This window comes from Algibacter pectinivorans, assembly GCF_900112595.1.
Taxonomy (GTDB): domain Bacteria; phylum Bacteroidota; class Bacteroidia; order Flavobacteriales; family Flavobacteriaceae; genus Algibacter_B; species Algibacter_B pectinivorans.
The window spans coordinates 495,011-519,237 of record NZ_FOMI01000001.1; the positions used below are offsets into that span (position 1 = coordinate 495,011).

Sequence of the window (24,227 nt, forward strand, 5' to 3'; positions counted from 1 at the left end):
AATATTAAAATTTAGTGCACCGCTGGTGCTACTGTTGTATTATCGCCTTTAAACTTCTTAGATTTAATAAATAGGGTTAAAATCGCGCTTATAATTAAAAGCACTCCTGCAAATGTGATGGCTTGACGCGGATCATTATTTAAAAAATATTTTAAAACAAAGCCAAATGTTAATGTTTGAAAAATCATTGGCACAACAATCATCATATTGATTATGCCCATATAGACACCATAACGTTCTTTTGGTATTTCTGAAACCACCATTAAATAAGGTATTCCCATCATACTTGCCCAACCAATACCAAAACCGGTAATAGCGAAAAACAACAAGTTTTTGTTTTCAATATGAGGGAAGGCTAAAAACCCTATTGCGGCGATAAGCAAACAGAACGCATGTACTTTTTTAGCACTATATTTTTTAGCAAACCCTACCAAAGCAAATGCTACTAAAAAGGTAACAACATTATACCAACCGTTAACTAATCCGGTCCAACTTACAGCCTCGCTATACGCCTCGGTATTTTCGGGTGTGGCATTCCAAACTGAAAGCGCCACACTTTTTGACGAGTTTTGCCAATAACAGAACAAGGCATACCATTGAAATAAATATACCAACGCTAATTGCCACATTACTTTTGGCATATCTTTAATGGCTCCAAATATTTCTAGTAAAGGCCCTAAAACACTTCGTTTTTCACTTTTAAGTTTTGCTAATTCCTCTTCGGTTGGTGGAATTTCTTTGGTTTTACTAATACTCCATAAAATGGAAGCAATAGAACAAAACGCCCCTAAGAAAAAGGATGCATAAACCCAGGTTGGCAATGAACCTGTCATGCCTATAAATATTAAAGGAAAAATAAATAATGATAAATTAGCTAAAACCTGCCCTAAGCCCGTAAAAAAGCTTTGCATTTGAAAACCTAAAGGCTGCTGCTCATCATCCAACTTATCTGCTATAAGCGCTCGGTAAGGCTCCATAGCGGTGTTATTACCAGCATCTAAAACCCACAATAAACCAGCTGCCATCCATAACGAACTACTAAACGGAAACGCTAGTAGCGTTAAACTACATAATATGGCGCCTATTAAGAAAAAAGGCTTACGTCTTCCAAATTTTGGACTCCATGTTTTATCGCTTAATGCTCCAATAATAGGTTGTACTAATAACCCTGTTACTGGACCAGCAAGATGTAAAATTGGAATTTGATCTGGACTTGCTCCTAAAAAATCGTAAATTGGTGTTACGGCACTTTGTTGTAAACCAAAACTATATTGAATCCCGAAAAACCCAACATTCATATTTAAAATTTGCCAGAAACTTAACTTTGGTTTTTTTATTATCATAATAGTTTAGTTTTTTAGTGGTGTCTATTTTTTGTGGTGTCTAGTTTTTTAAGAAAATCTTTAAAATCGGTATTATTCATAATTAGCTTACCGTTTAAATCTACTATTGGTAAAGACAAATTATCCAGTGAAATGCCTGCTTTTTGCAGTTTAATAACCATTTCTCTTTGTTTTAAAAGGTTTACATCTACATCGTAATATGTAAAGTCTATCTTTTTATTTTTTAGGTAAGCTTTAGTATCTATACAATAATGACAGGTATCACTACCGTACACAATTATTGTTTTTAAATTCTCTTTAGCTGTTAAGCTACCTTGTAAACCTGGTTCTGTTTTTTGAGCTAAGCAATCTTCTCCTGATGTAATAATTAATAATATTGAAAAAACAAGAGCTTTCATCTGTTTATATTTTTTCTGATTTGAATAATGATGACAATCTTATAATTACACCTATCTAAACGTTAATTATAAATTATCAGCATTTAAACTTTAAATAAAAAGAGTTGAAACTTAAAACAAACCCCAACTCTTTTAGTTACAAACTCAAACTAAACTATTTTATTAAAATTTATATTGTAATGATAATGTTGAAGAACGACCACTAATTGATCTAGCTCTTACTAAACGATCATTTCCAAAAGCACCATCACCATTTCCTTCAACCTCTGTAATACCAACTGTATCAAAAAGGTTGTTTACACTTAATACTACAGAAAGTCCTTTTGTTAAACCAGCTCTTCCTATTAAATTGAAGTATGCGTATGCAGGCATAACTAAATCGTTATCATCTTGGGCATAAGATTTTGAAGTACCTAATACACTTAAAGCAACACTATGGGCTCTATTAGCACCAAAGTTATAAGACGGTGATAGGTTATAAACTAAATCTGCTTGTCTTCTTGGAGTATTTCCTTTGTTAGCACCACCATCAATCTCTGCTTTAGTCCAAGTAAAAGACCCATTAAAGTTAAAGTTTTCGCCAAAAGCTAAAGCCGTTTCTGCCTCTAAACCTAAAGCTTTAAATGGATTTCCAACCGATCTGTTTAACTCATTACTTAACCCTTCATCAGTATTACTCATAAAACCTGTTAAGTTAAGTGTACCGTTGTTAAGTCTTTTCTTTAATCCAACTTCAAGTTGAGATAATTGGTCATATTGAACATCGGCTAAACCATTTGTTCCATAATTATTTCTATCAGCTGCTCTACCAGAAGCACCAGAACTATATCTTCCAAATACTGCTGCTCCATCATTCAACTTATAGTTAAGACCTAATGAGTAAGACACAAAGTTATAATCATCATTAATTGGCTGACCTGCATTACCTATAATTAATGGCACAGTTTCTTCAATACTTTCAATCGTTCCATTTCCATCATAATCAAAGTTACCTTGACTTGTTGGACCACCCTGAATATTACCGTTTACACGAACGTTCTCAAAACGCACACTACCATCAAAGTTTAATTTATCGTTAATATCAGCATCAATACCTACATAAGGAGAATTCACATTGTGCACTGTGTTATATTTACGTTGGCAACAGTTGCCCCAAACTGGAGTACCGTAAGAGAATTGGCCACCTCTTGAAACACCATCAAAATCTGCTAATCTTGCTTCTCCACCACCTTTAACTTCAGATAGGAAAGAACTCCATTGCCATCCAATTTTAGTGTTTTGAGTTGCTGTGAATAAACCTGCTGTAATTCCAACATTATCGCTAACTTTCTTGCTTATTTTTACATCTCCAAAAAAGTTACTTAAGTCTTCAATTGAAACATCGAACATGTGTATAATTTGAGCTAATCCGTTTGAAGGATTAAAAGCTTCTCTATCACCATTTGAATAAACCAATGATGGTATATCTCCAGCTGTAGCAAACTCACCTATATGTGATTGTACACCTGCTTTACCTGTATAAGGGTCTGGATTTCCGTCTTCATCTAATCTATCTGGATCATCTACATCGTTATCAGCCGTTAACATAGCTTCAATTTCAGCAACCGTACCTACAGCCGCGGTAAATGGTGCAACCCATTGTCCACTATTATTTGAATATCTACCTTTACCTGTTACTTTCCAACCTTCACCTAAATCGAAAGAAAACTCAGCACCCAACGCTTTAGAAATAGGGTTATTACCATTTCTAACGTCATTTACATGTCTTTCACCAGAAAAAGGAGATGTACCAGCACTTTGTTGTAAGTATGCAGACTGTGATGCATCTGAAGTAATATCAAACCCAGGTAAATTAGAATACGTAGGATCTGAATTACTACCCTCTAAACGCATAGGCATTGGCATATACATAACAGATTTATCATTTAAAAATTTAACATAGGTACGCACGTAACCGCTTTCAAAACGTTTAGTAAGGTTTGCTTTAAACTGTCCCCCTTTATTACCTTGGTAACCTATTTCTCTTGGTCCTTCTCCAGTTCTCATAAATCCACCAATATGATACTCTAAGCCATTTCCTAACGGCGTACCATACTCAAAATCTAATCTACTAGTTTGATAATCTAAACCAAAAGTTGTTGCTATAGAACCTCCTTCTTCAGACCCTGTTTTACTTATCATGTTAATAATACCTGCTGGACCGTTAGAGGTTTGCGTAGATGCAGAACCACCTCTAATAGCTTCAACTCTACCAATATTAGAATCGATTCTTAAAAAGTTATCGGCATTCCCAAAAGAGGTATCTCCAAATAAATTTAGTGGTAAACCATCTTCTTGAATTTGGAAATATCTTGATCCACCAGAAGATACTGGTACACCACGCACATTAAAGTTAGCGTTACCTTCACCACCAGAAGACTCTGCACGTATACCCGGAATGTTTCTAAAAAGCTCTCCGGCACTTCGTGGTGCAGCTTGCTCAATAAGTTTGGCTCCCATTGTAGATACCGATATACTAGACTCTAGTCTAGATTTAGGATTAACAACTCCAGTTACAATAATTTCGTCTAAAGATTGCGCATCTTCTTCCATTGTAAAATCGACAACAAGATCGCCTCCATCAATGGTAACAGTTTTTGATGTTTTAGCATACCCAATAAAAGTAGCAGATAAGGTATACTTACCATTTTCCAGATTACTAATAGCATAATTGCCATCAAAATCTGTAACAGCACCTTTAGTAGTACCATCTACAATAACATTAACACCTGGTAAAGGTATACCTGTTTTATCCTTCACGTTTCCTGTTATTGATTGCGCTACGGCAGTACCCACCGAAAGCAGCAATATTATCAATAAAACTCCATTTTTTTTAATTGAATTCATTTTGTCCTAATTTAGATTATTTGATAATTTATTTAGTTAATTTTTATCAAATCTACAGCAAAACATATATATAAATAATTATTTAGCATCGAAAACGTTTTCGTTTATACCGAAAACGTTTTCGAAAATACTTTTAATTATTATATTTATGCTTTAAAAACTCATTTTATGAAACCTGTAACTTTAAAAGAAATCGCCGAACAATTAAATATTTCTGTTACCACAGTTTCAAAAGCCTTAAAAGACTATCCGGATGTAAGTAAAAAAACTAAAGGGTTAGTAAAAGAACTGGCAAAAACATTAAACTATAAGCCAAATACGTTTGCTGTTAACTTAAGAACCAAAGAGTCTAAAACTATAGGCTTAGTAATTCCAGTAATCGTTCATCATTTTTTTTCGAATGTTATAAAAGGTATTATATCGCAGGCAGAAAAAAAAGGTTATTTGGTTATCATTCTTCAATCTAATGAGTCTTATGAGTTAGAAAAAAAACACATTGGTTTATTATTAAGCCAGCGTGTAGACGGCATTATAATTTCAATAGCTAACGGTACAGCCGATTTTAAGCACTTAAACGACGTTATAGTACAAGAGAAACCTTTAGTCATGTTCGATAAAATTGCTAAACTTGTTAAGTGTTCAAAAATTATTATTGATGATAGAAAAGCCGCTTACACTGCTACGCAACATCTAATTGATATTGGTTGTAAACGCATTGCGCATTTTAGGGGTGGACTCTTACCTCAGAACTCTATTGATAGATTTTTAGGCTACAAACAAGCTTTAATTGATAATGGTATGGCTTACGATCCAACTTTAGTTTATATCTGTGAACTTGGTGATAAAAGTTTTGAAGAAGGTAAACAAAACGCAAGGCAACTATTACACGATCATGACAATGTTGATGGTATTTTTATAAATACAGACTTAGTAGCTATTGGTGCCATGACCGAATTTAAAGCTCTAGGTGTTAAAATCCCAGAGGATATTAAAATTGTAGGCTTTAGTAATTGGTTTATGTCTTCGGTAATATCTCCAACATTAACAACAATTGATCAACCCGGTTATAAAATGGGTAAAACTGCGTTTAAGCAACTTTATAAAGAAATGAAAGCTATTAAAAATAAAAAGCCAAAAAAAAGCACAATTATTACCCTTGAAACTGCACTCGTTAAAAGGGAATCAACTAAAAGTTAATATGCGCTAAGTTTTCAAAAAGTCTATATTACGCTTCAAGCCAGAAAATTTGGTGCGCTTTACTGCCGATTTTTGAAACACTTTACTAAAGGTTTCCTGTGTGACTTCTTCCCAATCTTTTCTAGTCATTTCTAACAAGTCGGGATGCGGATTAAAAAGTGGCTCGTTATGCGGTTTAGAAAACCGATTCCATGGACAAACATCTTGACATACATCGCAGCCAAACATCCAATTGTCCATTTTACCTTTAAATTCCGTTGGGATATTTTCTTTTAACTCTATAGTAAAATAAGAGATACATTTACTACCATCTACTACATAAGGTTCGGTAATAGCTTGGGTAGGACACGCATCTATACAAGCAGTACATGTTCCACAATGGTCTGTTGTTACAGAATCATATTCTAAATCTAAATCGATTATTAATTCGGCTATAAAATAAAAGGATCCTACTTGTTGGGTTAGCAAATTACTATGTTTACCAATCCATCCTAATCCGGATTTTGCAGCCCAAGCTTTATCTAGAACCGGAGCAGAATCAACAAAAGCACGACCATGTACTTCGCCTATTTCATCTTGAATAACATGAAGTAACGATTTTAATTTATCTTTTATAACAAAATGATAATCGGCACCGTATGCGTATTTTGAAATTTTAAAACTGTTGCTATTTTGTTCTTCCGCAGGATAATAATTTAACAATAAAGAAATAACACTTTTAGAATCTTCTACCAATTTTGTTGGGTCTAAGCGTTTATCAAAATGGTTTTCCATGTATTGCATTTGCCCGTTCATGTTATTATTAAGCCATTTCTCTAAACGAGGAGCTTCTTCTTCAAGAAAACCTGCTTTACTAATACCGCACGACAAAAACCCTAAACGTTTAGCTTCGGCTTTTATGAAGTTTGAGTATTTAGCTTTGTTATTAATCACCTTTATTTTTTATTAAATTTCAATTTAACATCTACGGGTTTTAATGTAATTAACGGATTTATTTTTATACTATTGTTATCTGAAGTTATATTGAATTTTTTCACAATGATTTTAACGGCTAAAATCATTTCATACATAGCAAAACCATTGCCAATACACAACCTAGGCCCCGCACCAAATGGCATATAATAGGGCAATATTTCTTTTCTGTTTTCCTCTAAAAAACGCTCAGGAATATAAGCTTCAGGATTATTCCAGTATTTTTTATTACGATGCAGCTCGTAAATTGAAATACCTATCATGGTTCCTTTTTTTAAATGATAATCTTCTATACTATCGTCTTCAATATTTACTCTATCCGTTATCCACGCAGGTGGATATAATCGTAAACTTTCTTCAATAGCACATTTAGTATAATTTAACTGAGATATGGTTTCTAATGGCGATAAACTTTTAAGACTACTTTTACTAATTTCGTCTTCCACTTTACGCAAAACCTCATTGTTTTCTGCTAGTAATTTTAAAGTAAATGTTAATGCATTTGCCGTAGTTTCATGCCCCGCAACAAACAAAATTAGAATTTCATCTATTAATTGTTTATTGCTCATGGTGCTACCATCTTCATACTGTGCATGTAATAGCATGTCTAACAAATCATTATGCGATTGGTTTGATTTACGCCTATGTTCAATTATTGAATTAATAATACACCTACTTTCCTTTACCAACTTCATGTGATAACTAATATCTCCCTTTAAATAGTACCAAAGTTTGTTATAAGGCATGCGTAACTCTTTCACAATAAACAGTTGAAGTTTTTCAATTATAAATTGTAATCTTTCTAAAACCTCTTTTTTTGCTGAGAAATTAAATAATGATTTTGCTACAACTTTAAAAGCTAGCTCATTCATTATAGGGTATAAATCTACCAAGCCATTTGACTCTATGTTATCGACTTGTTTCTCGACAGTATTATTAATAATTGAAACCAAGTCGTTAATTTTTTCTTTGTGGAATGCTGGCTGAATTAACCGGCGCTGTTTTAGCCAATAATCGCCACTAGCGGTTAACAAGCCATATCCTACATATTTAGATAAGTACGTAGTTTGAATTTTTGATTTACGATAAGATCTATGCTGCTTTTGAAGCACATGCTTCGCAAAATTTACATCGCGCGTTAAAACCACATACCCATAAAATGGTGATTTTACAGCAAATGTTTCGCCAACCTCATTAAACCATTTGTTATGAAAAACAATAGGGTTTTTGGCCATAGAATTTGCGTTTAACAAAAACTTATAAAACGGCACTTTTTTGGGATATGTATATTTTGACATTTATTTTCTCATTTAAAAAAACCTAAAATAGTTCTTTGCTTTAAAAATACAGTTTTTATACACCACTAAAAAAACAAAAAAACCGAAGCATTTAACTTCGGTTTTTATTATTGTAGTAAAATAAGGTTTAGCAATTACATGCAACCCATATCTATAGATGATTGAGAATCTGCATTAATAATACAATTTCCACTAGGTAAACTTTCTGGTTGATAACGTTTTAAGTTTGGATCGTAAAGAGAGTTTTCAACAAATAAAGTAAGTAAATCGATTTCATCTTCTGTTAAATTTAAAGGCACAAACTGCTCTGATAAATTACTTGATGGCACCTCTTTATTTTCTGCCACGGCATTATTTTTATAGCTTATTACATCGCGCACCGATTTTAAACTACCACCATGCCCAAAAAACTCAACATCCAATAAATTATATAATTGAGGCGTTTTAAACTTATAATTATCTTCGCTATTACCGGTAAAACCACCGCGTCCTTTTTTGGTAGCCTCATCAATTACGGTCATAACATTTTCGCCTGCTAAATCATTCATACCTAATGCATGAAACTCCATTCCGTTAAGTCCAGGTCCGGAGTGGCAGCTATAACATTGTCCTTTATCAAAAAACAACAACGCCCCTTTTAATTCATCGGTACTCATAGCAGAATTATCACCATTTAACCACTTTTGAAAGGGTGCCTCGTTTGACAAAACTGTTCTTTCATAGGCCGCAATAGCTAAACCTGCGTATAACTTACTAAAACATTCTTCTTGAGGAACATCTGGAAATGCAGCAGTAAATAACTCTTTATATTCAGTATTAAGCACAAAGTCTTCTTTAATTACAAGTCGATGCACATCTAAACCAGCTATGGCTTGTGTTTCTACGCCCTCAAAACCTAAACTATTAACCTCTTTAGGAGTGCCTACTGTCCAACTTGCCTCGGTTCCTGCATTAGTTCCAACACCACCAAATTGACCGTTCCATAGCATAACATCTTGGTAAGCACTGTTAATTATTGATGGACTTCTTATAGGTTGTACATCGATTTCTGCTTCTACATAATTTGGTGCTTTTACACGTCCTTCTCCATGGTTACCAAAACCAAAACCACCTTCTCCAATACCTTGTAATATACCGCTTTGGAATCCTGCTGCTGCATGATGACAACTAGCGCAAGAATAGGTATATCTTCCTTCTGGCCTACTAGGATTTTCTCCTAACATGGTTTCATGAAAAAGAAATTTACCCAATGCTACTTTTGCTTCTGTGATACTATTTTTTGCATCACTAGGAATATCTGAATAATTGTTTGAGGCTGGAAGTATTAAAGATTCTTTAGAACCATATAATTCTTCAATACGCTGCTCTAGAATAGACTGAGAAGGTCTTTCTATATAATCGTCTTGATCTGTTGCACAAGAGTTTAAAAAACCGACAACTATAACTAAAAGACTACAGTACTTTAAAGTTTTCATAATAAAAAAACTGGTTACAATTTACACAGTAAATGTAAATCGTTAACCAATAAAACCTTACAAAAAATAGACAACAAACCAATAAAATAGTTGTGCTGTTAAAATTTCGTTAAAGCGCAAATTTCGCCTATAAAAAACCTACTTTACCTCTAGACTTTAAGTTATTTACCATAATAATTTGTTAAAACAACCCACCTTGTGTCGGGCCCTTTATTTTTCCGAGGTGTTTATACGCTTGTTCTGTAACCTCTCTACCTCTAGGCGTACGCATTATAAACCCTTGTTGTATTAAAAACGGCTCGTATACTTCCTCTATAGTTTCTGAACTTTCGCTTACTGCAGTGGCAATAGTAGATATACCAACCGGACCGCCTTTAAACTTTTCGATAATGGTAGTTAATATTTTATTATCCATCTCATCTAAACCATGGGCATCAACATTTAAAGCCTCTAGGGCATATTTGGCTATTTTAATATCAATACTTCCGTTGCCTTTTATTTGGGCAAAATCTCGAACACGACGTAATAATGCATTTGCAATACGAGGTGTACCTCGACTACGACCCGCTATTTCTATAGCGGCTTCCATGGAAATGGGTACGTCTAGAATAGTAGCACTACGCTGCACGATGGTGGTTAATAAATCGGTTTTATAATATTGTAGCCTACTTTGAATACCAAAACGGGCACGCATGGGAGCCGTTAATAACCCAGACCTAGTTGTAGCTCCTATTAAAGTAAAAGGATTTAGATTTATTTGAACCGTTCTTGCATTTGGGCCCGTTTCAATCATGATATCAATTTTATAATCCTCCATGGCCGAATACAAATATTCTTCCACTATAGGGCTTAATCTATGGATTTCATCGATAAATAAAACATCGCGGTCGTCAAGATTAGTAAGCAATCCTGCTAAGTCTCCAGGCTTATCTAATACAGGCCCAGAGGTTACTTTTATACCCACTTCTAGCTCGTTGGCTAAAATATGTGCTAATGTTGTTTTTCCTAGTCCTGGTGGACCGTGAAAAAGCGTATGATCTAAGGCTTCGGTTCTTAAATTTGCAGCTTGAACAAATATTTGAAGGTTTTCCAATACTTGATCCTGCCCTGTAAAATCATCAAATGATAAGGGTCTTAATTTTTTTTCTACATCAAATTCTTCTGGTGAAAAATTTTCGTCTGTTGGATCTAGGTTTTCGTTCATAGTATAGCGCCTTTAAACAGGGCTTAGAATAACACTTAGGTTGAATTTAATTAGATTACCGCATGTGCGAGAATGACTAAAAAGTCTATACAAGCAAATATAAAGAAAAAGCCTTTCCGAATTGGAAAGGCTTTTTAATTATTTGATTAACTAGTATTGTTATTACTTTAAAATAGTAAACTCACAACGTCTATTTATATCGTATTCTCTATCGTCGCAAATGCCTTCTTTAACACATGCGTTAAGTGGTTGCATTTCGCCATAACCAATACTTTTTAAACGATTTCTATCAATACCCTGACTTACTAGATATTCTAGCGTTGAAGCGGCACGTTTTTTAGATAAGTTTAAATTGTACTCATCTGGTCCGCGAGCATCAGTATGCGCAGAAACCTCTACTTCCATACTTGGATATTTCTTCATTAAATCTACTAGTACTTGTAAAGTATTAGCAGCATCCTCGCGAATTATAGCGGCATCGAAATCGAAGAAAATTTTATCTAAATTAACTTGAACATCGCCTTTTTCATTTTCCTTAACACGCTCTTCAGCATCAGCAAAAGATTCTAACGTTAAGTAAATATCGTGTTGTACTTTACCTTTGCTATCGGTTGAAAACTCCACATCCTGAGGAATATACGCTTTTTGAGTACCTCGAACTTTATACTTTTTATTTGGTTCTATTTTAAAGATATAATAAGCATCATCTCCAACAATGGTATCTTGAATAACCGTATCGGACTCATCAAATAAAGTTACCAATGCGCCTTTAAGTAAAGCTTTGCTATTTAAATCTTGTACAACCCCTTCTACTTGATATTTTGTTAAAGGATTTTCTACTCTTGAGAATCCAAATACTCTATCGTAACCGGTTTTATTTGAAGACACATAACCTTTGTTATCTTTCTCTCTAATTACATACGCAAAGTCATCTAAACTACTATTTATAGAACTTCCTAGGTTTACTGGTTTATCGAATGTATCATTAACTAAGTTGCTTCTAAACACATCTAAACCACCAAAACCTAAATGGCCAATAGAAGAAAAGTATAGTACGTTAAACTCACTAATAAAAGGAAACTGCTCTCTGTGTTTGGTATTTATAGTGTCTCCTAAATTTTCTGGTTCGCCGTAAGTACCATCTTCATTAATGGCTACTTTATAAATATCGAAACTTCCGTAAGTTCCTGGCATATCACTAGCAAAATATAGTGTTTTTTCATCTTTACTTAATGCAGGATGCTCTGTACTATAAGAGTTTGAAGTAAATGGTAACGCGGTAACATTAGTCCACTCGCCATCTACCAATTCTGCTTTATAAATCTTAATATGGGCTATACGTTCTTGATCTGTTTTTTTACGTGTGGTATTGGTTCTATTAAAATACATGGTTTTACCATCTTTAGTAAAAACAGGGCTACTTTCGTGCGAACTTGTATTAATAGCCTCAGAAAATGGTTGAATATCTTCTAAGACGTTCTGACTGCTTAACGTAGCACTATAAATATCTAAATAAGGCAAATTATTCCAGGTATAATTTGGATTTTCTGAGTTACGCCCCGATGCAAATGCTACTTTATTATCGCCATAAAAAGATAATCCAAAATCGCTACTTGAATTTTTATTTTCAATTTGTTTTAATTTGAAATTATGCGGTGTTGTTTTATCGGTTTGCTCAATAAGCGCTAAGGTATTAATAGGCTTATTATAATACATTTTTAAATGCTTATCTGCTTCATTATATTCTTTAACACCTTTTAAGGCTTGTGCAAATCTAAAGTGATATTCTATATCGATAGAATCCCCATATTCAACAAATAATTCTCTGTACGTTTTAACAGCCTTTTGCAAACTTGTATTGTAATAATAACTATCTGCTAAATTTTGAAGTACTGTTTGATTACGCTCTTTGGTTTCGTAAATTTCTGCTGCATCTTTGTAAGCTCTCATTTCGAAAAGCTTATTAACATGCTTTAAATTTTTCTTTTGAGCATGACCCAATCCACTAACTAATAATAGGCCTGCAAGTATGTATGTATATTTTTTCATCTGTAAATTTTATTTTATATTAATTGTCAGATGTAACATTCTATTGATTGTTAATTCATTTGACATATATCTCAATAAAGAATGTTTCATGTTTTCCTAATATTAATGTTAAAAGAATCTTGGTGAACGATCGTATCCGCTTTTAAAGCCAAATAAATCAACATCAAACAAAATGAATATTTCGTGCGATCCAGAATTAAAATCTCCTAAATTAGAGGTTGTATAATCGTAAGCATATCCTACTTTTAGATCTGGTGTTACTCTAAAATTTACTAAAGCACTCATAGCATCGCCTAAACGGTATCCTAAACCAGCCTCTAGTTTTTCGTTAATTAACACGTTTGCCGTAACATCGATAGCCATTGGAGCACCTTTTACGCCTCTAGCCATAAATGCTGGTTTTAGTTTTAAATCATTATTAAGATCGAAAACATATCCACCGGTTAAAAAATAGTGTACATTTTGAACCCCTGTAGCTGTAATGCCGTTTTTATTCTCGAGGTGTTTTGTTGAAAGCATATTTGGTGCCGATAAACCTAAATAATAAGAATCGGTAAAAAAGAAAGCACCAATACCTAAATTTGGAAAAGCTTTACTAATGTTTTCATCGAATGCCTGATCGGAACTTGATCCTCCAGATTGTAATTGAAAGCCGTTAAAATTAGTATCAAAAAGCGTTACACCGGCTTTTACACCAAATGATAGTTTACTTTCTAATCCTACCGGTAACACATACGCTACATCTGCATAAATGTTATTTTCGTTTACGACATCGCCAATATTATCGTTGGTAAAAGAGATTCCCATCTCTATTTTATCGTTTATAGGTGTGTGGGCGAAAAAGCTTCCTGTTTTTGGAGCGCCTTCTAGTCCTACCCATTGCGTTCGGTACAATCCTCCTAAATTTAAAATCCCTTCTTCTGCTGTAGCATAGGCAGGATTAATAATACTCATGTTATACATGTAATGTGTAAACTGAGGATCTTGTTGTGCGTTACCTTGAAAAGACAGTATAATTATACTTAACAAAGCAGCTATTCTATGATATATATTTAAATGTTTCATGTTCTTAAATTTTGCTTATTGTATAAATTATCTGCTTAAGTATAAACGTCCTTGTTCTGGTTTGTTTTCACCATCGTTATAGTTGAAAATGTAGAAATAAACACCTACTGGTAAATCACCTTTTGATACGACTCTACCTTGATTAGACGTACCGTCGAATCTTGGTGAATTAGCGTTTCCTTTATAAACCACGTTTCCGTTTCGGTTAAAAATTTCTATTTCGAAATTAGGATATAGAATAGCTAAGTTATCGATATCGAAAGTATCGTTAGTGCCATCGCCATTAGGAGAAAATCCATCTGGAATTTGAAGTTTACCACAAGCCGTTAAATCTGGCGTTACCTGTAAACGTACACTACTTTCACATCCGGTTGCAGCATCTACTAATGCCACATAATATGTAGTATTAGTTAAGGATGAGTTATTTGAAATTGCTGACCCACCTGTTGCTGCATCGTACCATCTTAGATTATCGCCTGTATTGTCATACTCTGTAATATTATCCGATAATGTATTAATAGTAGGATTATCATTTATACAATATTCTAAAGTTGAATCCTTTAAAGTTGGTGTAGGCGCGTCGTTAATAGTTACATTAATTTGCTCGACACCTAAAGACTCACAACCATTGCTCGTTTGTGTTACATAATAATCTTCGCCATCTACTAAGCTATCTGTATCTTGTAATGGCATTGTAAGTGCCATATCATCATACCAATTAGCCGTTCCTGTTGCGCTAATACTAGCAGATAAATCTGCAACTGTTGGATTGTTTTCCATACAGAATTCTGGATTTGGATCTAGAACACCAACTGCCGGCGTATCCGTAACTGTTACTACAATTTCTGCTGTAGCATCTGGAGAACATGGTGAAACCGCTGTTACAGTATAAATATATGTGCCAGAAGTATCGACAGCAGGATCAAAAACACCTGTTGTGCTTGTTAGTTCTGGAGACCATACACCACCGCTTTGTGCACCTGTTCCTAATAAAGTAAATAAATCGATAGCATCAGAGCTAGTACAGATATCTAGAGTATTGTTTTCTCCTGCATTTGGAGCTAAGGTTACTTCTACTTCAACTTGATTTGTAAACGTTCCACAGCTGTTAGTAAGGGTGTACACAAAAGTACCATCTACATCAACTAAAGGATCAAAAACACCTGTTCCGCTTGTTAATGCTGGAGACCATGTTCCGCCAGTATCTGCACCACCTAAAAGCGTAAATAAATCGACTGTTCCTTCATTACTACACATAACCTGCTGGATGTTTGTGTTTGAACCCGCATTTAAAGGCTCTTCAATAGTAATTGTTATTGTTACACTATCATCTACACAAGGAGAAGAAGCGCTTACTAAATACGTATAATTGTATGTACCTGCAGAAACACCTGTAACATCTAAGGTATTACCAGTTATAGTACCGGCACTATCATCATTTTGCCAAGTTCCTGTAGTATCTTGAGTGCCATCTAATCCTGTAAATAAGTCGATACTTGTATTATCATTACAAGATATAATTGCTGTTGCATTTGCAGCACCTGCGTTTGGTGACTGATAGATGGTTGCTGTTACCGCTGTTCTAATTGTAGATTCACATCCTGTTGTAGCATCGGTTTGACTCGCATAGTACATTTGACCATCTACCAAAGCAGTATCGCTATCTAATAGGTTACCCTCTGTAGCTGCATCATACCATTTAATGTTTGTACCCGTAGCCTCTAGACTAGCTACTGTAGCACTATCACAAAATTCTTGAATAGCATCTGCCGTAGGAGCTTCAATAGTATCAATAATAATACTTACAGTAACTAACTCATCATCACAACTTCCTATGGCATCAACATCAAAAGTAAAGTTATAGATTCCAGCAGCAAGTCCATCTAATGTTACTTCGTTTCCGCTTAAAGCGCCCGAAGCATTGTCATCTGCCCATGTTCCTGTTTGATCTTCGCCTTCTAATAAGTCAAATAAATTATAGGTTTGCCCTGAAGTAATTTCTGAAATACAAAATTCTACTGGTGCATTTACCGTTCCAGATTCTGGAGCATCGGTTACAATTACTGTTACCGTTGAACTGTTTTCACAGCTATTTGCATCTGTTATAGTATAAGTAAAGTTATAACTACCTATAGCTAATGCTGTTAAATCTACATTGCTTGACGTTAAAGCGCCAGAACTATTATCGTCGGTCCATGTTCCACCTGCTTCTTCTCCGGTTAATTGTCCGAATAAATCTAAAGGTGAATTTGCTACTAAATCATTTTCACAAAATGTAGCTGGCATTGGTGTTCCTGTTTCTGGTAATGGATTGATGGTTATTTGAACTGTTACCAGCTCATCATCACAACTTCCTATCGCATCTACATCGAATGTAAAGTTATAAGTTGCTGGGGGTAATCCAGATAAATCTACCTCGTTACCAGTTAAAACTCCGGTACCATTATCATCACTCCATGTTCCTGTTTGGTCTTCGCCTTCTAATAAGGTAAATAAATCGAACGTTGCCGATCCTGTGCCTTCACAAAACATGGCTGCTGGATTTACCGTTCCAGATTCTGGAGCATCGGTTACAATTAGTGTTACCGTTGAACTGTTTTCACAGCTATTTGCATCTGTTATAGTATAAGTAAAGTTATAACTACCAATGGCTAATGCTGTTAAATCTACATTGCTTGACGTTAAAGCGCCAGAACTATTATCATCTGTCCATGTACCACCTGCATCTTCTCCGGTTAATTGTCCGAATAAATCTAAAGGTGAATTTGCTACTAAATCATTTTCACAAAATGTAGCTGGCATTGGTGTTCCTGTTTCTGGTAATGGATTGATGGTTATTTGAACTGTTACCAGCTCGTCATCACAACTTCCTATGGCATCTACATCGAATGTAAAGTTATAAGTTGCTGGGGTTAATCCAGATAAATCTACCTCGTTACCAGTTAAAACACCTGTACCATTATCATCACTCCATGTTCCTGTTTGGTCTTCGCCTTCTAATAAGGTAAATAAATCGAACGTTGCCGATCCTGTGCCTTCGCAAAACATTGCTGCTGGGTTTACCGTTCCAGATTCCGGAGCAGGTTCGATAGTAATTGTAATAATTTCGGTATCAGAACATGTACCATTATCTATAGTATAATTAAAAGAATAAGGACTTCCTTCTACAGTTAAAGAAGTAATATCTAAACTGTTTGAAATTGTATTATTATTTGAATCCGCCCAAGTACCACTATTATTATCTTGCGAACCATCTAAAGCATCAAATAAATTATATGGTGAATTTGCCGTTAAATCATTTTCACAAAACACAGCGTTTAAAGCAACTCCTGCATTTGGATCATCTAATACAACAACTTGTACTGTTGTAGAATTTTCTGGACAAGGGTTTGGAGTTACGTTTTGCGAATAGGTATAATTATATGTACCTGCGGTTAAACCTGACAAATCAATAGGAGAAGTAATAACAGGATCTGTACTTGCAGCACCTGCTGTCCATTGCCCACCTAAATCATGATTTTCTACTAATGAAAACAAATCGAATTCTGAAGGTAAATCTGCTATACAAAATGAAGCTGGATTTGCTGCTGAAGCATTACCAGAACTTAAAGATTCGAAAACCGAAATGGTCACTTCTGAAACGCCATCAGGACAAACGCCATTACTTGGCACTGTATAAATAAATATATAATCGCCAGATGTAGTTAAGCTAGAAATATTAATGGTTCCTAAATGTCCATTAGATGTAGCTTGTGGTCCAGACCATGAACCTGTAGTGTCCTTGGTTCCACCCAATTCATCAAATAAATTAAAATCTGCAACTGGTAAACTGTCATTACAATATGCTAAGCTACTCGATGTACCCGGATTAACTGGATCATCTATCGCTACTGTAACAGCCACCGGATCGCTAACACAAATAAAATTATCAACTTGAATATAATAGGTTCCATTTTCCAAAACCTCTGTAGAGGCTAACGAAGGTGCTATTGGATCTCCAGACCCATCTAAATTTCTATACCAATAAAAATTACCTGTAGTACCAGGATCTAAATCGGCAATGGTAGCATTAGCATCAGAACAGAAAGGCTGACTAGTAGCAGGAGTAGCTTCAACAGGGGAACCACTAACAATTATTCTAGCTCCTTCTATTTGTCCTTTACAACCAGAATTATCAACAAAAACGATATAATGGTTTACCATACTACTTGGAATGGCATCACCAAAATTAACACTATTGGTTAGAGCTAAATCTGAATAAATTTCTACAGATCCATTTGCTGGAATGCTAGCACTTAAAACGTCGTCAACATACACTTGGTAGGTTGCATTTTCATTACTACAATACACTCTATCTAAGTTTTGCCCAGAAGCATCCACGATGAAATCTATAGTAATAGGCATTCTAGTAACACAAGTCCCCGAGTTGTTACCTGCATAATAAATGCCTTCGTCTACAAGTTCATTAGCATTAAAAGAATTTCCACCTGTAGGGGAATCATACCATACAATGCCATCTCCACCATCGGTGGCATTAGCATTTAAATCGCCAAAAGAATAACCAGCAGCAACACAAATAGGAGGTGGTGCAGGATTGTTAACTGTCGGGCATTGGGAAAATCCTGAATAAGACATCCCAAATAGCAACAAGAAAAATAACGCATAAGAGTGCGTAATTTTTTGAGTAGGTTTGGTTTTCATAGTTTGAAATTTAAAATCAAATAAACAATACAATCTTAATAAGTTAAGTAAGACCCCTGTAAGAAACAGATTAAAGTAACCTTTAAAATTTTGTGCAATTTAACAGATTTTTTTGTATTTCATCGAATTTATACAATAAATTTCACTTTTTGCCTAAAAAAATTTGAAATAAAAGAAAACCCACCTTAAAAAGGTGGGTTTTTTATATAATAAACTATGTTATATCGTGTTAGTGCTGCAATTCTTCCTCGCCATCCTTTAATGGAATATTTTGAGGAACAAAGTCTACATCATGTCCTGGTTTGCTATAATCGTAAGCCCAACGATATACATGAGGAATTTCTCCTGGCCAGTTTCCATGAATATGCTCTACAGGTGTTGTCCACTCCAATGTAGTAGACTGCCATGGGTTTTGTACAGCTTTTTTACCGTAGTACATACTAATAAAGAAATTGTATAGGTATATTACTTGAACCACTCCACCAACTAAAGCAAAAATTGTTATAATAACATTTACGTTTGCTAAATCATCAAATAAAGGGAAATTACTATTTGTATAATAACGTCGTGGTAAACCAGCCATTCCTATAAAATGCATTGGGAAAAATACCCCGTACGCACATACTGCAGTAATCCAGAAGTGAATGTATCCTAAATTTTTATTTAACATACGCCCATACATCTTAGGATACCAATGATAAATACCTGCAAACATACCATATAAAGCAGATATACCCATTACTAAGTGGAAGTGTGCCACAACAAAGTAAGTATCATGTACATTAATATCTAATGCACTATCTCCTAATATAATACCTGTTAAACCACCTGTTATAAATGTTGATACAAAACCAATAGAAAATAACATGGCAGGATTCATTTGTAAATTACCTTTCCATAGTGTGGTTATCCAGTTAAATGCTTTTACAGCTGAAGGAATTGCAATTAACAATGTTGTAAATGTAAATACAGACCCTAAGAAAGGATTCATTCCTGAAATAAACATATGGTGACCCCAAACAATAGTTGAAAGGAAGGCAATTGCCAATATTGAAGCAATCATTGCTCGGTAACCAAAAATAGGTTTACGTGAGTTAGATGCCATAATTTCCGAAACCAGACCCATTGCAGGTAAGATTACAATATATACTTCAGGGTGTCCTAAGAACCAAAATAAGTGTTCGAATAAAACTGGCGATCCTCCTTGATAATGTAAAACTTCACCTTGGATAAAGATATCAGATAAGAAGAATGACGTTCCAAAGCTTCTATCCATTATTAATAATAGCGCTGCTGATAATAATACCGGGAATGAAATAATACCAATAATAGCAGTTACAAAAAACGCCCATATTGTTAAAGGTAACCTTGTCATAGACATACCTTTTGTACGTAAGTTTATAACAGTAACTACATAGTTTAATGACCCTAATAAAGACGAAGCAATAAAAATAGCCATAGATACTAACCATAAGGTCATACCCATACCTGAACCTCCTTGAGCCATTGGTAAAGCACTTAATGGCGGATAAATAGTCCAACCCGCTGCTGCTGGTCCTGCTTCAACAAATAAAGAAGATACCATTATAATACATGATAAAAAGAATAACCAGTACGATACCATGTTTAAAAAACCAGATGCCATATCTCGAGCACCAATTTGCAATGGAATTAATAGGTTACTAAATGTACCACTTAAACCTGCTGTTAATACGAAAAATACCATGATGGTACCATGTATAGTAACCAATGCTAAATAAATATCGGCATCCATAACTCCATCTGGAGCCCATTTACCTAATAATGCTTCAAACAATACGTTTGGCTCTTCTGGCCATGCAATTTGCATACGAAACATAAAAGACATTATAACCCCAATAACTCCCATTATAGTACCTGTAACTAGGTACTGCTTAGCAATCATTTTATGGTCTTGACTAAATATATATTTAGTTACAAACGTTTCTTTATGATGATGTCCGTGATCGTCGTCGTGAGCGTGGTTATCTGCGTGTGCTGACATAATCTTATATCGTGTTTATCTTTTTTTAATTAATTAACTAGAGAGTTCTTGAATTCCTTTTGTTCTGCAATCCAAGCGTCATATTCTTCTTGAGTTTCAACTATAATCTTCATTTGCATATTGTAGTGAGACTTACCACAAATCTTGTTACAAAGTAATAAATAATCAAACTCATAACGCTCTAAAGCATCTTCACCTTTAGCTACAAGTTCTTTACTATTTTCAACTCTAATGTTGTTAATGTTTTGAACTTTTTCTATCATTTGAGGTGTTTGACGCATATCAGCAGTAGTTACTGTTGGTGTAAATCCAAATTGCGTAATCATACCAGGAACACAGTTCATTTGTGCTCTAAAGTGCGGCATATACGCTGAATGTAAAACATCTTGAGAACGCATTTTAAATAATACTGGTCGGCCTACAGGTAAATGTAACTCTGTAGTAATAATATCATCTTGAGCGTTAGGATCAGACTCATCTAAACCTAAAATATTAGCACGATCAATATCAATTAAACGTACATTAGCTTTACCCAAAGTGTTATCGGCACCAGCATATCTAGCTTTCCAGTTAAATTGTTGTGCATATAACTCAACAACTAAAGGGTCGTCACTTTCGTCTACACCCATAATGTTTATCCATGTACTTAAACCATAAATAATTAAACCTGCTAAAACAATTACAGGAATAATGGTCCAAATAGCTTCCAGCTTATTATTATCGGCAAAGAACAATGCTTTTTTACCCTTTTCCCCTTTGTATTTAAAAGCAAAATAGTGTAATAAGAACTGAGTAAATGTTTGTACAATAAAAATAAGGGTCATAGAAATAACCATTAAATTATCGATAGTTGGTCCGTGTTCTGATGCAGAGTTAGACATTAAAGGTAAATCACCCCATTTAACAAAACATACAATGGTAATTATGTAAATGAAAGCTAAAAAGCCCATCATTAAATATCCATTTAATGTATTATCCTTATCTGTTGCAACTCCGGCAATTGTACTTTCGTTTTTAGCCTGAGCCAAATCAAAAATCTTTACCATTTGCCAAATGGCAACTAAAATAAATACTAAAACTATAATTGTTAATAAAGCAGTCATTGGTATCGTTCGTCTTTATTTATATCTAATTAATAATGAAATTCTTCACTTTCTTTTCTAAAAGGATATCCTTTTACAAGTAATGGTGCTTTTGTTAAGGCGCTAAATACTACAAATATAAATAACCCTGCAAAAAGTAAAATTGAACTTATTTCTGGTATTCCAATAAACCATCTATCTCCAACTGTAGCTGGCATTATCATATTAAAAATATCTATATAATGTCCAAATAAGATTACTAAACCAGTCATAACCACAAACCATGGCATACGCTTGTAATCTGCATTCATAAGCATTAATAATGGGAACACAAAGTTCATAACTACCATTCCTAAAAATGGTAATTTATAATCTTGGAAACGCGTTACAAAGTAAGTTACCTCTTCTGGAATGTTTGAATACCAGATTAACATAAATTGTGAGAACCATAAATACGTCCAGAATATACTAATTGCAAACATAAATTTAGCAACATCATGTAAATGATTTGCATTTACAAACTCTAAGAAACCTTTAGATTTTAGGTATATTGTAATTAATGCTATTACCGTAATTCCACTTACAAACATACTAGCAAACACATACCAACCAAATAATGTAGAGAACCAGTGCGGATCTACACTCATAATCCAGTCCCAAGACATCATAGATTCTGTATAAATAAAGAATACTAAGAATGCCGCAGAAATACGGAATGATTTTTTAAAGTTACTATTATCTTCAGCTGTATCTTGAGCAATCGAAAATTTTCTTGAAAAGTGACGGTAAGCATACCAACCTCCAATAAAAATAAGACCTCTAATAACAAAACCACCAAGATTTAACCATCCTGTTTTACCTTCAATAAGTTTGTCGTGCGCCACAACCTCAGGATCCATCCATATAAATATGTTATAGTGTCCTATGGTACCAGAAGCCACTGCTATAGCTAAAACTATTAAGGCACCTGGTAAAAGGTAAGCTGTTATACCTTCCATTACTCTAAATAAAACTGGAGACCATCCTGCTTGAGAAGCTATTTGTATAGCATAAAATGCTAATACACCTAAAGCAATCATCATAAAAAAGAAGGCTGCTACGTATAATGCAGACCAAGGTCTATTTGCTATTTGGTGTTGCACATGTTCTACATGTTCTTTGTGCTCATCCACTTCAGCATGTGCTGTATCTCCATGATTATCATGTGTATCTGCTACTGCATGTGCATCATGAGTTGGTGCCGCATGTCCCGCTTCTTCACCATGTCCACCTCCGTGGTGTGCTTCTTCTGCAAGTAAGTGCTCCACTTCTTCAAAAGATAAATGAGATGTCAAAAAACCATAACCAACTCCTATTGCTCCTAAAAGCATTAGAACGAAAGAAAATGTCTTTAATTTATTTGAAAATGTATACATATCTATAATAATCTTATCAATCTTACTTTTCTAAATCTGCTTTCAACTTTAAAACGTACGACACAACTTGCCAACGCTCTTCTTCATTCAATTGGTTAGCATAAGAACCCATTGCATTTTTACCATAATAAATAGTGTGGTAAATACTTCCTGCATTAATAGCTCTTCCTGCATCATCATAACTTGGAATACCAAGAATTTTTTCACGTTTCACCAAGTTACCTTGTCCGTTACCTTTATTACCATGACAAATTCCGCAGTAAATATCATATAACTCTTTACCTCTATTTAAATCTACTTGGGTAGAATCTAATGGGCTATTTAAGGTTGCCTTTGCAAAATCGTAACCTGCGGTAGAATTTTCTATATCGAAAGGAACAAAACCTCTAGGAATAGAACCTTGAGCAGGTAATTGCGCTTCTACACCATTTGCAAATGCTGCTTCGCCATAGGTTTCATATCCTGCAGATTCATACATATTTGGCATGAATTGATAGTTAGGTGCTGTACTCTTATTACAAGATGTAGCTACAAAAACTACTGCTAATACTAATATTTTAATTAAGCTTTTCATATCTATTATTAATGGGCTTTATCAACTAAATTAATTTCTACTGCTCCAGTTTCTGCTAATAAACTTTCTAGTTCTTTCTCATTACCGTTTACTGCAATTTCCATTAAAAAATGGTCGTCTGTAGTTCTTGGATCTGGATTCTCAGCATTTTTAAAAGGCCACATTCTACTGCGTAAGTAAAATGTAATTACCATTAAGTGAGCTGCAAAAAACACAGTAAGCTCAAACATAATTGGTACAAAAGCTGGCATATTTTCAATATAACTGAAACTTGGTTTACCACCAATATTTTGAGGCCAATCTTCAATCATAATAAAATTCATCATGGTAATGGCTACAGTTAACCCAATTAATCCGTATATAAATGCTGTAATAGCAATACGAGTTGGTGCTAATCCCATAGCTTTGTCTAACCCGTGTACTGGGAAAGGAGTATATATTTCCTCGATATGAAATCTTTGTGCCTTAACTTTTTTAACAGCAGACATTAAGATATCATCATCGGTATAAATAGCGTGAATAACTTTTGAAGCTTCCATTGACTA

Annotated in this window: 16 protein-coding genes; 1 reads left to right on the forward strand and 15 read right to left on the reverse strand. The window is 34.5% G+C overall.

Going from position 1 to position 24,227, the window contains the following annotated elements; all coding sequences use genetic code 11:
* Positions 1–11: 11 nt before the first annotated feature.
* The 3 genes from BMY96_RS02315 to BMY96_RS02325 form a co-directional block, all read right to left on the reverse strand.
* On the reverse strand, positions 12–1,343 hold the full coding sequence (locus BMY96_RS02315) for an MFS transporter (protein ID WP_092848539.1): 1,332 nt from the start codon (positions 1,341–1,343) through the stop codon (positions 12–14).
* Positions 1,344–1,357: 14 nt separating this feature from the next.
* The gene (locus BMY96_RS02320) at positions 1,358–1,741 is read right to left on the reverse strand and encodes a glutaredoxin family protein (protein WP_092848541.1); all 384 of its coding nucleotides are present in this window, start codon (positions 1,739–1,741) and stop codon (positions 1,358–1,360) included.
* 162 nt (positions 1,742–1,903) lie between these two features.
* Positions 1,904–4,627, reverse strand: coding sequence for a TonB-dependent receptor (locus BMY96_RS02325; RefSeq protein ID WP_092848544.1), 2,724 nt, complete (start codon positions 4,625–4,627; stop codon positions 1,904–1,906).
* 168 nt (positions 4,628–4,795) lie between these two features.
* Between BMY96_RS02325 and BMY96_RS02330 the strand changes: the two genes are divergently transcribed.
* Complete coding sequence (locus BMY96_RS02330) at positions 4,796–5,824, forward strand: LacI family DNA-binding transcriptional regulator (RefSeq protein WP_092848546.1); 1,029 nt, start codon at positions 4,796–4,798, stop codon at positions 5,822–5,824.
* Between the two features lie 6 nt (positions 5,825–5,830).
* On the opposite strand, the gene queG is transcribed toward BMY96_RS02330, so the two are convergent.
* The 12 genes from queG to BMY96_RS02390 form a co-directional block, all read right to left on the reverse strand.
* Complete coding sequence (gene queG, locus BMY96_RS02335) at positions 5,831–6,757, reverse strand: tRNA epoxyqueuosine(34) reductase QueG (RefSeq protein WP_092848548.1); 927 nt, start codon at positions 6,755–6,757, stop codon at positions 5,831–5,833.
* A gap of 2 nt (positions 6,758–6,759) precedes the next feature.
* Entirely contained in the window at positions 6,760–8,094 is a 1,335-nt protein-coding gene (locus tag BMY96_RS02340; RefSeq protein WP_092848550.1) for a cytochrome P450, read from the reverse strand.
* A 134-nt stretch (positions 8,095–8,228) separates the two neighbouring features.
* Positions 8,229–9,569: a cytochrome-c peroxidase gene (locus tag BMY96_RS02345; RefSeq protein WP_092848553.1), complete on the reverse strand. Its 1,341-nt coding sequence runs from the start codon at positions 9,567–9,569 to the stop codon at positions 8,229–8,231.
* Between the two features lie 181 nt (positions 9,570–9,750).
* Positions 9,751–10,773: a Holliday junction branch migration DNA helicase RuvB gene (gene ruvB, locus BMY96_RS02350; protein WP_092848555.1), complete on the reverse strand. Its 1,023-nt coding sequence runs from the start codon at positions 10,771–10,773 to the stop codon at positions 9,751–9,753.
* A gap of 162 nt (positions 10,774–10,935) precedes the next feature.
* Positions 10,936–12,822: an OmpA family protein gene (locus BMY96_RS02355; protein ID WP_092848558.1), complete on the reverse strand. Its 1,887-nt coding sequence runs from the start codon at positions 12,820–12,822 to the stop codon at positions 10,936–10,938.
* A 108-nt stretch (positions 12,823–12,930) separates the two neighbouring features.
* The gene (locus BMY96_RS02360) at positions 12,931–13,887 is read right to left on the reverse strand and encodes a PorP/SprF family type IX secretion system membrane protein (RefSeq protein ID WP_092848561.1); all 957 of its coding nucleotides are present in this window, start codon (positions 13,885–13,887) and stop codon (positions 12,931–12,933) included.
* 27 nt (positions 13,888–13,914) lie between these two features.
* The gene (locus BMY96_RS02365) at positions 13,915–18,588 is read right to left on the reverse strand and encodes a T9SS type B sorting domain-containing protein (RefSeq protein WP_092848564.1); all 4,674 of its coding nucleotides are present in this window, start codon (positions 18,586–18,588) and stop codon (positions 13,915–13,917) included.
* A gap of 229 nt (positions 18,589–18,817) precedes the next feature.
* The gene (locus tag BMY96_RS02370; RefSeq protein ID WP_092848566.1) at positions 18,818–20,611 is read right to left on the reverse strand and encodes a cytochrome c oxidase subunit I; all 1,794 of its coding nucleotides are present in this window, start codon (positions 20,609–20,611) and stop codon (positions 18,818–18,820) included.
* 29 nt (positions 20,612–20,640) lie between these two features.
* Positions 20,641–21,714 carry a cytochrome c oxidase subunit II gene (locus tag BMY96_RS02375; protein ID WP_092848568.1) on the reverse strand — a complete coding sequence of 358 codons (1,074 nt, stop codon included), beginning with the start codon at positions 21,712–21,714 and terminating at the stop codon, positions 20,641–20,643.
* Positions 21,715–21,743: 29 nt separating this feature from the next.
* Positions 21,744–23,108, reverse strand: a complete 1,365-nt coding sequence (locus BMY96_RS02380; RefSeq protein WP_092848571.1) for a quinol:cytochrome C oxidoreductase — start codon at positions 23,106–23,108, stop codon at positions 21,744–21,746.
* Positions 23,109–23,130: 22 nt separating this feature from the next.
* On the reverse strand, positions 23,131–23,682 hold the full coding sequence (locus BMY96_RS02385; RefSeq protein ID WP_245750521.1) for a c-type cytochrome: 552 nt from the start codon (positions 23,680–23,682) through the stop codon (positions 23,131–23,133).
* A gap of 8 nt (positions 23,683–23,690) precedes the next feature.
* Entirely contained in the window at positions 23,691–24,221 is a 531-nt protein-coding gene (locus BMY96_RS02390; protein WP_092848573.1) for a DUF3341 domain-containing protein, read from the reverse strand.
* Positions 24,222–24,227 lie beyond the last annotated feature (6 nt).